We start from the raw sequence: 12,079 nt of genomic DNA on the forward strand, positions 1-12,079 counted from the left end.
GCGCTTTGGCGCGTGATTGCGCGCCTGTCCATATCCGGTTTAGGAGAAGGCCATGTTCCTCGTGGTGTTCCGCAACCGCAAGCGCGCCGATCTCGACGCGGCCGCCTATGCCGCCGATGCCGAGGCGATGGAGGCGCTGGCGCGGGCGCAGCCGGGCTTCGTTTCCTTCAAGAGCTATGTCGCGGACGACGGAGAGGTGATCGCCCTGTCGGAATGGATGGACGAGGAGGCGGCGCGGGCGTGGGGCAACCAACCCGACCATGCCCGCACCCAGGCGCGCGGGCGGGCCGAATACTACGCCGATTATACCCTCTACACCTGCGCCAATCCGCGCACCCACCGCTTCGAAAGCCCGCACCTGTGACTGTAACCGTATACGGAATTCCCAACTGCGATACGGTCAAGAAGGCCCGCACCTGGCTGGACTCGCACGGCGTGGCCTATGCCTTCCACGACTACAAGAAGGCCGGGATCTACGAAGCCCATCTGCGCGACTGGATCGGTCGCAAGGGCCTCGACACCGTACTCAACCGCGCCGGGACGACCTTTCGCAAGCTGCCCGAAAGCGAGCGGACGGCGCTGGACGAGGCGGGCGCGATTCGCCTGATGATTGCCCAGCCAAGCTGCATCAAGCGCCCTATCGTCGAATACGGCGGGGGCCTGCTGGTTGGCTTCAAACCGGCCGAATGGGCGCAGGCACTGGCATGATCCTGTCCGACGAAACGCTGTGGCTGCTCGAATGGGTCGCGGCCGGGCTGGGCGTGATCAACATCGCCCTGCTGATCTTCCGGTCGCAGTGGAACTTCGCCTTCGCGATCCTGTCTGTCTCGCTTTACGTCTTCATCTTCTTCGAAAAGCGGCTCTACGCCGAAAGCGCCCTGCAACTGTTCTTCATCGCCGCCAACCTGTGGGGCTGGACGCTGTGGCGCCGGGTTGCGGGAGATCAGGGCCAGGGTCAGGTGCCGGTGCGGTGGCTCGACTGGCGGAGCCGCGCTGTCTGGCTGGTGGCGACGGCCGCGATCAGCCTAAACCTTGGCTGGGTAATGCACCGCTATACGAACGCCGCCATGCCCTTTGCCGACAGCGCGATCGCCGGCGCCAGCGTCGCCGCACAGATCCTGCTGGGCTACCGGCGGATCGAGAACTGGGTTATCTGGATCGCGGTCGATGTGGCGGCGGTGCTGCTCTACATAAACCGCGGGCTGTACCCCACAGCCGGACTTTACGGCGGCATGCTGGTAATGAGCCTGATCGGCCTCAAGGAATGGGTCGAGGCAAGTCAGCGTCAGGTCGTACCGGCGGCGGCGTGATCACCGTCTGCTTCCACGGCGCGGAAAGCACCGGCAAATCAGTCCTGGCAGAACGGCTGGCGCAGCAGCCCGGCTGGGCGTGGGTGCCCGAATTCGGCCGCACCTATTGCGAAGAGCACGGCACCGACCTCACCATGGACGACCTGCTCGCGATCGCACGCGGCGAGGCGGCGGCAATAGCGCAGGTCGCTGCCGCCCGTCCCGACCTGCTCATTCTCGACACCGACCAGCTGATGACCGCGGCCTGGGCCCGCAAGCTGTTCGGACAGGCGCCCGATGCCCTCCTGACCTATCCCAAGGCCGACCTCTACCTGCTGTTCGAGGCCGACGTGCCATGGCTGGAAGACGGCACCCGCCTGTTCGGCAGTGCCGAGGATCGCGCCGCCTTTGCCGCGCAGGCCCGGCAGGTCCTGGTCGATGCGGGCGTGCCATTCCGCACCATCTTCGGCACCTGGGAGGAGCGCGAGGCCGAGGTTCGCGCCTGCATTGCCGACGTGATCGCGACCGGCGCGGCGTGATTTCCCCATGGATCATCCGTCGCTGACGCTTGCCAAGCCGTGCGTTTGTCCATAGCGATGCCCGACGGACGGCATCCGCCGTGCCGCCAAGACACCAATCTGGGGAGTCAATTGATGCGCAAGTTTGCTATAGTGTCGCTCGCCGTTGCCGGCCTGGCCCTGGCCGCCTGCTCGGAAAAGACCGAAGACGCCGCCGCCACCGCCGCTGATTCGGCCGCCAGCGACGCCGCTGCCAATGTCGATGCCGCCGCCACCACCGCTGCCGACGCTGCCGCCGACACCGCTACGGCGGCTGCCGATGGTGCCGCTGCCGTCGAAGCCGACGTTCAGGGCGAAACCAAGGCTGAAGCCAAGGCCGACTGATCCGGCCGCCCGGTCAATCCGGGCGACGATCGTTGAAACCGAACCGCCGGGTGTGCGTGGACCGCACCCGGCGGTTTGTTTTTGCCCAAATCAAAGAATAAGTTAACCAAGCCTTGAACCTTGGGGTGCAAGTCTGCCATGGCTGATCCCTAGATCGATCGAACCACGCCGGACCCCTGTCATGACGCTTCCCGCCGCCGTTACGCTGCTGGCTTCGCTGGCCGGAAATCCCGATGCGGCGCTGGCGGTCCAGACCGATCCGACCACCCCCGCCGCGACTGCAGAAGCGACGACGCCCGCGGGACAGGCCGATCCAGTGAAAGCCCCTCCGGTCGACCCCACCGCCCCGGTTCTACCCCCGCCCGGCACACCGATGGAACCCGCTGTTCCCAACGAGATCGTGGTCACCGGGCGCGGCAAGCCACCCAAGAGCGATCCCCTCCAGGCAGTCAATGCGCAGACCTTCGAGGTCATGTCGGCGGTCGATGGTGCAATCGTCGCGCCGATCGCCTATGGCTATCGTTCGGTCATTCCCGAACCGGTCAAGGACGGTCTGCACAACATGCTGATCAACCTGACCGAGCCCATCGTGTTCGTGAACGATATCCTGCAACTGAAGATCGGCCGGGCAATGAAGACGCTGGCCCGCTTTGTCATCAATTCGACCGTGGGTGTGCTCGGGCTGTTCGACGTTGCCAAGAAGAAGCCGTTCAAGATCGACTACCACGTCAACGGCTTCGCCTATACGCTGGGGTATTGGGGCATCAAGCCGGGGCCGTTCCTGTTCCTGCCCCTGATCGGCCCGACCACGGTACGCGACGTCATCGGCCGCGTTCTCGATCTCTCGCTGCTGCCGGGCGTGGTCGGAAAGCCGTTCAGCGATCCCAAGTACGCGCTAGCCAGCGGCGCGCTCAAGTCGATCGACGAGCGGCTCGAACGCGACGACATGCTGATGGTGATCAAGGAAGACTGCCCTGATTCTTACGCGGCGGAGCGCGCCTGGTATCTGGCCAAGCGTCAGGCGGTGATCGACCAGTTGCGCAATCGCCCGGTCGACGTGAAGGCGCAGATGCCGGTTTGCCTTGTCGACGGCCTCAAGAAGCGCGCCGCCGACCGCGCAAAACTGCTCCCGGCCGGCGCCGCGCAGCCTGATCTCGAGGCTGACCTGACCCCCAGGTCGTGACTGCTCAGGCGGCGGTTACCGCGACGATGTAGTTGAGCGCCATGTCGCCCGACAGGTGCAGGCCCTTCATCGCCGACCAGGCGATGCCGCGCGGGCTGCCCATCGCCAGGTCCTGCGCGCAGAGCAGGTCGCGCAACTCATCCGGAGTTACGAAATCGTTCCAGTGATGCGTGCCGCGCGGCACCATGCCGAGCCTTTCCGCCCCTTCGACCAGCAGCAGCCGCGAACGCGTCGTGCGATTGGGGGTGGACAGCACCATCAGCCCGCCCGGCGCCAGGCGCGCCTTGAGTGCGGATACGAAGGCCGCCTTGTCGGCAACGTGTTCGATCACCTCCATCGAGGTGACGAGGTCGAACTGTCCGGGCGGCAGGCTGTCCAGTTCGCCATGTCGGTAATCGATGGGCAGTCCGGCCCCCTCTGCATGGGCGCGCGCCGCTGCGATGTTCTCCGCGGCCGCATCGACACCCGTCACCGCCGCGCCAAGCCGGGACAGCGGTTCGCACAGCAGCCCCGCCCCGCACCCGACGTCAAGCGCGCGCCGGCCTTCGAGCGGCCGCAGGGCGCGCGAATCGCCCGGCCAATGCTGGTCGATGGCCTCGCGCAGGAAGGCCAGGCGTACCGGATTGAGCCGGTGCAGCATGGCCGACGACCCCTTGGGATCCCACCAATCAGCCGCCAGCTTGCCGAAATGCGCGGCTTCTTCGGGCCGGATCGTTGCGCCTGCGGTGCTTGTGAAACTTGCATTAGCCATGCCCCGTCCCTAACAGGGCGCCCGCCGCGGCGCGAGGGGTGCTGCGGGCAATTTTATTGCGCAAGGACAGGATTACCCGTGGCCCGGATCGTGATGAAGTTTGGCGGCACATCGATGGCGGGGTCCGAACGGATCCGCCGCGTGGCCAATATCGTGCGCCGCCAGCAGGCCGCCGGGCACGAAGTCGCCGTGGTGGTCAGCGCCATGGCTGGCGAGACCGACCGGCTGGTGGGCTTCTGCCGCGAGGCGAACCCGCTCTACGACCCGGCCGAATACGACGTCGTCGTGGCCAGCGGCGAACAGGTCACCTCGGGCCTGCTGGCGCTGACCCTGCAGTCGCTCGGCTGCAAGGCGCGGTCGTGGCTGGGCTGGCAATTGCCGATCCACACCGACGACGCCCACGCCAAGGCGCGTATCGAAGGGATCGATTCCGAAGCCCTGCTGGCCTCGATGGCCGCGGGCGAGATTGCGGTGATCCCCGGTTTCCAGGGTCTGTCGGACGCAGGCCGGGTGACCACCCTGGGCCGCGGCGGATCGGACACCTCGGCAGTGGCGGTTGCCGCCGGGATCGGCGCAGACCGCTGCGACATCTACACCGACGTCGACGGGGTCTACACCACCGACCCGCGGATCGTCGCCAAGGCGCGCAAGCTGAAGTACGTGACCTACGAGGAAATGCTCGAACTGGCTTCGGTCGGCTCGAAGGTGCTGCAGACCCGTTCGGTCAGCCTGGCGATGAAGGAAGGCGTGCGGGTGCAGGTCCTGTCGAGCTTCATCGACGACGACGCCACCCCCGCCGACGAGATTCCCGGCACCCTGATCGTCAGCGACGAAGAACTGGAAGGATTGGACATGGAACGCCAGCTCATCACCGGCATCGCCGCCGACAAGAACGAAGCCAAGATTATCCTGACCCGCGTACCCGACCGTCCGGGCGCCGTGGCGACGATCTTCGGCCCGCTCGCCCAGGCCAACATCAACGTCGATATGATCATCCAGAACGTCGGGCGCGACAAGGGCGAGACCGACGTGACCTTTACCGTGCCGAGCGCCGACCTGCTCCGCGCGCAGACCCTGCTCGAGGCGCAGAAGGAAGCGATCGGCTACAACCGCATCATCACCGACGGCAAGGTCGCCAAGATCAGTGTCGTGGGCGTCGGCATGAAGAGCCATGCGGGCGTCGCCGCCACCATGTTCCGCGCCTTGGCCGACCGCGGGATCAACATCCAGGCGATCAGCACGTCGGAAATCAAGGTGTCGGTCCTGATCGACGAGGACGAGACCGAACTGGCGGTTCGCGTGCTGCACACCGCCTACGAGATGGACGCGGACGAAGCGGCCTAGGACCGCGTCAGCCGCCCCTGCGCGGACGCAGTTCGTAGTCGATGCGGATGCGGACCCACTCGCCGACCTTGTAGACCCCGCCCAGCCGCGGCGGACGGACCCGGAATTGCCAGGCCGCCGCAAGGACGGCGCGTGCCATGTTCGAACCGTCGGGATACTCGTCGAGCGCGACGCAGCTGTCGACGCGCCAGTCGGCCACGGTCCGGCAGGCAATCAACGCATAGCCCGGCCCGTCTGCGGTCGACAGGTAGCCGGCCAGTTCGCCGTCCGACGGTTCGCGATACCATGATGCGGCAAATAGCGGCTGGCCGTTGGGCGCGGACCCGACCCGCTTGCTGTCCCCTGCCACGCCCATGTCCGCCGGCCCGTAGAGCGCCTTCGTCGGACCGGGTGCCGATGCGGTTCGCTGGACACGCGATATGTCGAGCGCGGCCATCTGGTTCTTTGGCAGGGCAATGAACGCGGGCGGCGGCGGCGCGGCCGGCGCGACCTGTGGAGCAACAACCGGCGTCACCACATCGGCGCTCTTGGGCTGGACGCGCGGCTGGACCCGCGATTGCGCCGTCCTGGCGGGGGCGCTTTTCTCCGTCTGCGGCTTGTCGTCGTCGGCCGGGCGGATCGCCACGCTGACCAGCCGCGTGCCGGGCCTTGTCTTGGGCTGGTCCGGGGTCAGGCCGATCGAAAGCACCGCAAGGATGAGCGCGGCCTCGACCAGCAGGGTAAGCGCGAGCGACGGCGCGCGCGCGCCATAGCGATCACGCATCCGCGCCAGCCAGTCCGTGTCCATGTCGGGATCGTCGCGCACGTCGCCTCAAGTATTGCCGGCGGACAGGCCTTGTCGCTTCGCCGAACCGTGCCCCGGACTGGCCATGGCCGCTGGCCGGGCCGGTCACAAGAGGCAAAGTGACAGATCAAGCCGCTTCGGCCATCCTGGCATCGTATTCGACCTGGGCAGAGCGGATCTGGTCCATGTTGGCCTCGGCCCAGCGCAGCAGCGGACCGACATTGGCGGTCAGGCATTCACCCAGCCCGGTCAGCGCGTATTCGACCGTAACGGGAACGGTGGGGAAGACCCGGCGGGTAATCAGCCCGTCGCGTTCCAGTCGCTTGAGCACCTGGCTCAGCACCTTCTGCGACAGCCCGTGGATGTCGCGCCTCAAAGCGTTGAAGCGGGTTGCCCCCTGGCTCAGCCGGTGCAGGACAAGCAGCGCCCACTTGTCCCCGACATGGTCGAGCACGGTGCGGGCAGGGCATTCGGCACTGTAGACATCATATTCCATCGGCGGTCCTCGAAGGCGGTTTCCGGCGCGTAACCTAGTGTCGCGCAAGTGCCCTCTTTTCAGCTTTCATATAGAGCCTATGTAGCGATTCGTCATCAGGTTACTTTTTGAAACTAGCAAGCACAAGGATACCGTCATGAGCAAGACCGTCGTCATCTATCATTCGGGCTATGGCCACACCAAGGTCGTGGCAGAGCAGGTCGCCGCCGGCGCGCAGGCCACCGTGATCGCGATCAGCCCGGACGGCGACATCACCGAAGATGACTGGGCGACGCTCGACGCAGCCGATGCCATCGTCTTCGGCGCGCCGACCTACATGGGCAGCGCCAGTTGGCAGTTCAAAAAGTTCTCCGACGCGACTTCGAAGAAATGGTTCACCCGCGACTGGGCCGACAAGGTCTTCGGCGGCTTCACCAATTCGGCCAGCCCATCAGGCGACAAGCAGGTGACCCTGATCCAGATGCAGACGCTGGCGAGCCAGCACGGCGGCATCTGGGTCAGCCTGGGCCTCGCACCGAGCAACACCAAGGCCTCGACCCACGAGGATCTCAACAACCTCGGCGGGTCGGTCGGTCTCCTCGTCCGCTCGCCCTCGGATGCCTCGGTCGACGAGATCCACCAGGGGGACCTCGCCAGCGCGCGCCACTATGGCGAGCGCGTGTCCGCGATCGCCGCCCGCCTCGCCATCAGCTGACCTCCGCGGGGCCGGTCTCTCCCCCCTCCCTTGTCCCGGCCCCGAACGCGGGAAGCCCCGCCGCGGCACTGCCACGGCGGGGCTTCGTCATCTTCCGCGACCCGGAAGGCGTCGCCCCCAAGGACGGGGAGACTGGCTCAGGCCGGCTCTACGCCTTTGCCCAGATCGAAGCGGTCGGCGTTCATGACCTTGGTCCACGCCTTGACGAAGTCCCTGACGAACTTTTCTTCGTGGCCGTGCTCGGCATAGACCTGCGCCACCGCGCGCAGTTCGCTGTTCGAACCGAAGACCAGGTCCGCCCGTGTCGCGCGCCAGGTTTCGCCGCCCTTGGCGCGGTCGGTTGCCACGAACTCTTCCTCGTCGCTGCCGTCGACTGCCTTCCACACATTGGTCATGTCGAGCAGGTTGACGAAGAAGTCGTTGGTCAACTGGCCCGCGCGCTTGGTGAAGCTGCCGTGCCCGCGCCCGCCGTGATTGGCGCCCAGCACGCGCAGGCCGCCGACGAGCACGGTCATTTCCGGCACCGACAGGCCGAGCAGCGAAGCCTTGTCGAGCATCATCTCCTCGGTCTTCACCCGCAGCTTCTTGGGCAGGTAGTTGCGGAACGCGTCGGCCTGCGGCTCGAGCGGAGCAAAGCTGTCGGCGTCGGTCTGCTCAGCCGTGGCATCGCCGCGTCCGCCCGCAAATGGCACGGCGACGCTGTATCCGGCGTCCTTGATCGCCTTCTCAAGGCCGACCACGCCGCCCAATACGATCGCATCGGCCATCGACAGGCTGCCGCGGAGCCCGTCGAGCACCGACAGCACCTTGGCCAGTTCCGCCGGCTCGTTGGCGTCCCAGTCCTTCTGCGGCGCCAAACGGATACGCGCGCCGTTGGCCCCGCCGCGGTGATCGGACTTGCGGTAGGTGCTGGCCGAGGCCCAAGCCGTCTTGACCAGTTGCGATACCGAAAGGCCGCTGCCCGCGATCGCCGCCTTGACCGCCGCGACGTCCGCATCGGAGGGCTTGCTGCCGGCGGGGATCGGATCCTGCCAGATCAGGTCCTCGGCCGGGACTTCGGGGCCGAGGTAGCGGACCTTGGGCCCCATGTCGCGGTGGCACAGCTTGAACCAGGCGCGGGCGAAAGCGTCCTTGAACGCTTCGTGATCGTTGCGGAACTTCTCGCTGGCCTTGCGGAATTCCGGATCCATCTTCAGCGCCATGTCGGCGGTGGTCATCATCGTCGGAACCTTGACGCTCGGATCCCAGGCCGCCGGGGCCATGTCCTCCGGCTTCTGGTTGATCGGCTGCCACTGCTGGGCGCCGGCAGGCGAGTGGACCAGTTCGTAGTCGTAGTCGAGGAGCAGGCGGAAGTAGTTCTCGCTCCAGGTCGTCGGCGTGTTGACCCACGAGCCTTCGATCCCGCTGGTCACGGTGTGCTCGCCGATGCCGCCATGCTCCTCGTTGCTGACCCAGCCGAAGCCCTGGTGGATCATGTCGCCGCCCGCAGGGGCATGACCCAGCGTCGAAGCATCGCCGTTGCCGTGGGCCTTGCCGAAGGTGTGCCCGCCGGCGGTCAGCGCGACGGTTTCCTCGGGGTTCATCGCCATGCGCTCGAACGTCGCCTTCATGTCGCGCGCCGAGAGCAGCGGGTCAGGGTTGCCGCCCGGCCCTTCGGGGTTGACGTAGATCAGCCCCATCTGGATCGCGGCGAGCGGACCGTCGAGTTCGTCGAAGCCGTCATCGGGGCGGATGCGGGTGGCAACGCCTTCGTTGACCCACTTGTCCTCGTCGCCCCAGTAGATGTCGCGTTCGGGTTCATAGACGTCCTTGCGTCCGCCACCGAAGCCGAACACCGGCCCGCCCATCGATTCGATCGCCACGTTGCCGGCAAGGATGAACAGGTCGGCCCAGGAAATGTTCTGGCCGTACTTCTGCTTGATCGGCCAGAGCAGCCGCCGCGCCTTGTCGAGGTTGCCGTTGTCTGGCCAGGAATCGAGCGGGGCGAAGCGCTGCTGCCCGGAATTGGCCCCGCCACGCCCGTCGCCGGTGCGATAGGTGCCCGCCGCGTGCCAGGCCATGCGGATGAAGAACGGACCGTAGTGGCCATAGTCGGCCGGCCACCACGGCTGGCTGTCGGTCATCAGCGCGGTCAGGTCGGCCTTGAGCGCGTTGTAGTCGAGCGCGTTGAACGCCTCGGCATAGTCGAAGTCGGGGCCCATCGGGTCGCTGGCGCCGTTGGGAGAGAGAATATCGACGGCCAGAGCATCGGGCCACCAGTCGCGGTTCTGACGGCCCAGCAGGGCCCGCACGCCGCCGGGGTGAACCGGGCAGCCGCCGCTGGCGCTTGTCTTCATATCCATGGGTGATCTCCTCTCTCGAATCTGCTGATGTGTGAACAAGGCTATCAAAGCCGACTAATCGATTGTAACGATCATATTCACTTACTGTTTTTCGATTTGCCGATTAATCGTGCCGAGAGTGCAGCCGCACTTGCCCAAAACCGGCGGCGTGCTTAAGCGCCCTTGCCATGACCAGCTTCCCGCACACCCGCCGCCTGATGCAACGCGGCATCGACTTTCTGGGCACCGAATACGCCGTGTTGTGCGGCGCGATGAGCTGGGTGTCGGAACGCAACCTCGTCTCCGCGATCAGCAATGCCGGCGGGTTCGGCGTGATCGCCTGCGGGGCCATGACGCCCGATCTGCTCGACGCAGAAATCGCCGCGACCAGGGCAATGACCGACAAGCCCTTCGGCGTGAACCTGATCACGATGCACCCGATGCTGTTCGACCTGATCGAGGTCTGCGCCCGGCACCGGGTCGGCCACGTCGTGCTGGCCGGCGGCATCCCGCCCAAGGGCAGCGTCGAGGCGATCAAGGCGTTCGGCGCCAAGGTGCTGGTCTTCGCACCCACGCTTGCGCTGGCGAAGAAGCTGCTGCGCTCGGGCGCCGATGCCCTGGTGATCGAGGGCAGCGAGGCAGGCGGCCACATCGGGCCGGTCGCCACTAGCGTCCTGGCGCAGGAATTCCTGCCCGAACTGGCCGACGACTTCGTGGTCTTCGTGGCCGGCGGGATCGGCCATGGCGACATGATTGCCGCCTATCTCGAAATGGGCGCCAGCGGGGTCCAGCTCGGCACCGCCTTCGCCTGCGCCAGCGAGAGCATCGCCCATCCCGATTTCAAGAAGGCCTTTTTCCGCGCCAACGCGCGTGACGCGGTCGCCTCGGTCCAGGTCGATCCGCGCCTGCCCGTGATCCCGGTCCGCGCCCTCAAGAACAAGGGCACCGAGGAGTTCACTGCCAAGCAGCGCGAAGTCGCCGCACGGCTTGACGCCGGCGAGGTCGACATGGCGGCAGCCCAGCTCGAGATCGAGCACTTCTGGGCCGGTGCGCTGCGCCGCGCGGTGATTGACGGCGATGTCGAGAACGGCAGCCTGATGGCAGGCCAGTCGGTCGGCATGGTCAATGCCGAGGAACCGGTCGCCACCATCCTCGATCGCCTGATCGACCAGAGCGAAACCGCGCTGGCCCGTTGAAATCTGCCTTGCGGCCCGGCCTGCCACGTGGTCAGCCCTTTTATATTGCACACAATTTAATTGTATCCTATTTAATGGCCGCGTTTGCCTTTCGCTGCGCCATTGATAGGAGACACGATCATGAACCATCTCTACTCGACGCGAGTTCGCGCCGTCGGCGGACGCAGCGGAACGATCCGCAGCGATGACGGTATCCTCGACATGGCTCTCGCCATGCCTCGGGAACTCGGTGGCAAGGGTGGCGCCACCAATCCCGAACAGCTCTTCGCCGCCGGCTATGCCGCCTGCTTCGAAAACGCCGTCATTCATGTGACGCGCGGCACCGACAACCGGGTCGGCGACAAGGACATCGAGGTCGAAACCGAGGTCGGGCTCGTCCCCAACGAAGCCGGCGGCTTCGTCCTTGCCGTTGCCATGGACGTGACGATCGCCGGGATCAGCCAAGAGGTTGCCGAACAGATCGTCGCCGCGGCCCATGCCGTCTGCCCCTATTCGAACGCCATCCGCGGCAATATCGACGTGGCGACGACGGTCCACACCCGATGAGCGATCCGGTGGCGGCTGGCGCGGACAACGACCCCCTGCTGCTCGACCGGCAGGTTTGCTTCCCGCTTTACGCCGCCACCAACCTGCTGACGCGGCTCTATGGCCCGGTGTTGCATGACCTGGGCCTTACCTATCCGCAGTATCTCGTGATGCTTGTGCTGTGGGAAACCCAGCCACTGTCTGTCGGGGCACTGGGAACGCGGCTCTACCTCGACAGCGGCACGCTGACCCCGCTCCTCAAGCGGATGGAGGCCGCCGGCCTCGTCACCAGGACTCGCGACCCACAAGACGAGCGGCGCGTACTTGTCGGGCTTACCGACAAGGGCCGCTTGCTGCGCTCCGAGGCCGTCAGGGTTCCCGAGATCCTTAGCGGCGGGCAGCATCCCGATGGAATCGAGGACCTGCGCGAGAGCGTGCGCGCCCTGGTTGCGGCATTGGCCGACGTGACCCAGCGCAGCAAGGGCTAGGCGTCCCTTTCCCGGTCGTCGGGCCCTCGCCAATCGCTCGCCCCAGCAAAAAAAGGGGCCGGAACCTCGCGGTTCCGGCCGGTGTAAGTTGACGTTCGCAGGAGGA

Annotated in this window: 15 protein-coding genes; 11 read left to right on the top strand and 4 right to left on the bottom strand. The window is 66.2% G+C overall.

The genetic code is table 11. The features are described from left to right. Positions 1-52: 52 nt before the first annotated feature. The 6 genes from B0I00_RS11020 to B0I00_RS11045 all read left to right on the top strand — a co-directional run bounded on the left by B0I00_RS11020 (position 53) and on the right by B0I00_RS11045 (position 3,374). On the top strand, positions 53-364 hold the full coding sequence (locus tag B0I00_RS11020) for an antibiotic biosynthesis monooxygenase family protein (RefSeq protein WP_100867438.1): 312 nt from the start codon (positions 53-55) through the stop codon (positions 362-364). Beyond that, positions 361-708 carry an arsenate reductase gene (locus tag B0I00_RS11025; RefSeq protein WP_100867439.1) on the top strand — a complete coding sequence of 116 codons (348 nt, stop codon included), beginning with the start codon at positions 361-363 and terminating at the stop codon, positions 706-708. The genes B0I00_RS11020 and B0I00_RS11025 overlap by 4 nt, the downstream gene beginning before the upstream one ends. Beyond that, on the top strand, positions 705-1,310 hold the full coding sequence (gene pnuC / locus B0I00_RS11030) for a nicotinamide riboside transporter PnuC (RefSeq protein ID WP_232730206.1): 606 nt from the start codon (positions 705-707) through the stop codon (positions 1,308-1,310). Before B0I00_RS11025 ends, pnuC begins: the two co-directional genes overlap by 4 nt. Next, positions 1,307-1,828: an AAA family ATPase gene (locus B0I00_RS11035; protein ID WP_100867440.1), complete on the top strand. Its 522-nt coding sequence runs from the start codon at positions 1,307-1,309 to the stop codon at positions 1,826-1,828. The genes pnuC and B0I00_RS11035 overlap by 4 nt, the downstream gene beginning before the upstream one ends. A gap of 114 nt (positions 1,829-1,942) precedes the next feature. Continuing rightward, a complete protein-coding gene (locus B0I00_RS11040; RefSeq protein ID WP_100867764.1) occupies positions 1,943-2,191 on the top strand; it encodes a hypothetical protein in 249 nt (82 codons plus the stop codon). 181 nt (positions 2,192-2,372) lie between these two features. After that, entirely contained in the window at positions 2,373-3,374 is a 1,002-nt protein-coding gene (locus B0I00_RS11045) for an MlaA family lipoprotein (protein WP_100867441.1), read from the top strand. A 4-nt stretch (positions 3,375-3,378) separates the two neighbouring features. Here B0I00_RS11045 and ubiG read toward each other — a convergent pair whose 3' ends face one another. Then, positions 3,379-4,125: a bifunctional 2-polyprenyl-6-hydroxyphenol methylase/3-demethylubiquinol 3-O-methyltransferase UbiG gene (gene ubiG / locus B0I00_RS11050; RefSeq protein WP_100867442.1), complete on the bottom strand. Its 747-nt coding sequence runs from the start codon at positions 4,123-4,125 to the stop codon at positions 3,379-3,381. Positions 4,126-4,203: 78 nt separating this feature from the next. Here ubiG and B0I00_RS11055 point away from each other — a divergent pair, with 78 nt between their 5' ends. After that, positions 4,204-5,469, top strand: coding sequence for an aspartate kinase (locus B0I00_RS11055; RefSeq protein ID WP_100867443.1), 1,266 nt, complete (start codon positions 4,204-4,206; stop codon positions 5,467-5,469). 7 nt (positions 5,470-5,476) lie between these two features. Here the strand turns inward: B0I00_RS11055 and B0I00_RS11060 are convergent, their stop codons facing one another. Both B0I00_RS11060 and B0I00_RS11065 read right to left on the bottom strand, forming a co-directional pair. Further along, positions 5,477-6,274: a hypothetical protein gene (locus tag B0I00_RS11060; protein WP_232730207.1), complete on the bottom strand. Its 798-nt coding sequence runs from the start codon at positions 6,272-6,274 to the stop codon at positions 5,477-5,479. Positions 6,275-6,380: 106 nt separating this feature from the next. Continuing rightward, the gene (locus B0I00_RS11065; protein WP_100867444.1) at positions 6,381-6,749 is read right to left on the bottom strand and encodes a winged helix-turn-helix transcriptional regulator; all 369 of its coding nucleotides are present in this window, start codon (positions 6,747-6,749) and stop codon (positions 6,381-6,383) included. A gap of 136 nt (positions 6,750-6,885) precedes the next feature. Here B0I00_RS11065 and B0I00_RS11070 point away from each other — a divergent pair, with 136 nt between their 5' ends. Next, complete coding sequence (locus B0I00_RS11070) at positions 6,886-7,443, top strand: flavodoxin family protein (protein WP_100867445.1); 558 nt, start codon at positions 6,886-6,888, stop codon at positions 7,441-7,443. A gap of 137 nt (positions 7,444-7,580) precedes the next feature. Here the strand turns inward: B0I00_RS11070 and katG are convergent, their stop codons facing one another. Then, complete coding sequence (katG, locus tag B0I00_RS11075) at positions 7,581-9,785, bottom strand: catalase/peroxidase HPI (RefSeq protein ID WP_100867446.1); 2,205 nt, start codon at positions 9,783-9,785, stop codon at positions 7,581-7,583. A 167-nt stretch (positions 9,786-9,952) separates the two neighbouring features. Here katG and B0I00_RS11080 point away from each other — a divergent pair, with 167 nt between their 5' ends. From B0I00_RS11080 to B0I00_RS11090, 3 genes are all read left to right on the top strand, one after another. Next, entirely contained in the window at positions 9,953-10,960 is a 1,008-nt protein-coding gene (locus B0I00_RS11080; protein WP_100867447.1) for an NAD(P)H-dependent flavin oxidoreductase, read from the top strand. Positions 10,961-11,080: 120 nt separating this feature from the next. Continuing rightward, on the top strand, positions 11,081-11,506 hold the full coding sequence (locus B0I00_RS11085) for an organic hydroperoxide resistance protein (protein WP_100867448.1): 426 nt from the start codon (positions 11,081-11,083) through the stop codon (positions 11,504-11,506). After that, complete coding sequence (locus tag B0I00_RS11090) at positions 11,503-11,973, top strand: MarR family winged helix-turn-helix transcriptional regulator (protein WP_100867449.1); 471 nt, start codon at positions 11,503-11,505, stop codon at positions 11,971-11,973. The genes B0I00_RS11085 and B0I00_RS11090 overlap by 4 nt, the downstream gene beginning before the upstream one ends. Positions 11,974-12,079: the final 106 nt, after the last annotated feature.

The sequence above is a fragment of the Novosphingobium kunmingense genome, assembly GCF_002813245.1.
In the GTDB taxonomy this organism is placed as follows: Bacteria; Pseudomonadota; Alphaproteobacteria; order Sphingomonadales; family Sphingomonadaceae; genus Novosphingobium; species Novosphingobium kunmingense.

Coding starts and splice junctions, on each gene's coding strand:
- B0I00_RS11020 (WP_100867438.1), top strand. CDS start 53: ATGTTCCTCGTGGTGTTCCGCAACCGCAAGCGCGCCGATCTCGACGCG.
- pnuC (WP_232730206.1), top strand. CDS start 705: ATGATCCTGTCCGACGAAACGCTGTGGCTGCTCGAATGGGTCGCGGCC.
- B0I00_RS11040 (WP_100867764.1), top strand. CDS start 1,943: ATGCGCAAGTTTGCTATAGTGTCGCTCGCCGTTGCCGGCCTGGCCCTG.
- B0I00_RS11045 (WP_100867441.1), top strand. CDS start 2,373: ATGACGCTTCCCGCCGCCGTTACGCTGCTGGCTTCGCTGGCCGGAAAT.
- ubiG (WP_100867442.1), bottom strand. CDS start 4,125: ATGGCTAATGCAAGTTTCACAAGCACCGCAGGCGCAACGATCCGGCCC.
- B0I00_RS11065 (WP_100867444.1), bottom strand. CDS start 6,749: ATGGAATATGATGTCTACAGTGCCGAATGCCCTGCCCGCACCGTGCTC.
- B0I00_RS11070 (WP_100867445.1), top strand. CDS start 6,886: ATGAGCAAGACCGTCGTCATCTATCATTCGGGCTATGGCCACACCAAG.
- katG (WP_100867446.1), bottom strand. CDS start 9,785: ATGGATATGAAGACAAGCGCCAGCGGCGGCTGCCCGGTTCACCCCGGC.
- B0I00_RS11080 (WP_100867447.1), top strand. CDS start 9,953: ATGACCAGCTTCCCGCACACCCGCCGCCTGATGCAACGCGGCATCGAC.
- B0I00_RS11085 (WP_100867448.1), top strand. CDS start 11,081: ATGAACCATCTCTACTCGACGCGAGTTCGCGCCGTCGGCGGACGCAGC.
- B0I00_RS11090 (WP_100867449.1), top strand. CDS start 11,503: ATGAGCGATCCGGTGGCGGCTGGCGCGGACAACGACCCCCTGCTGCTC.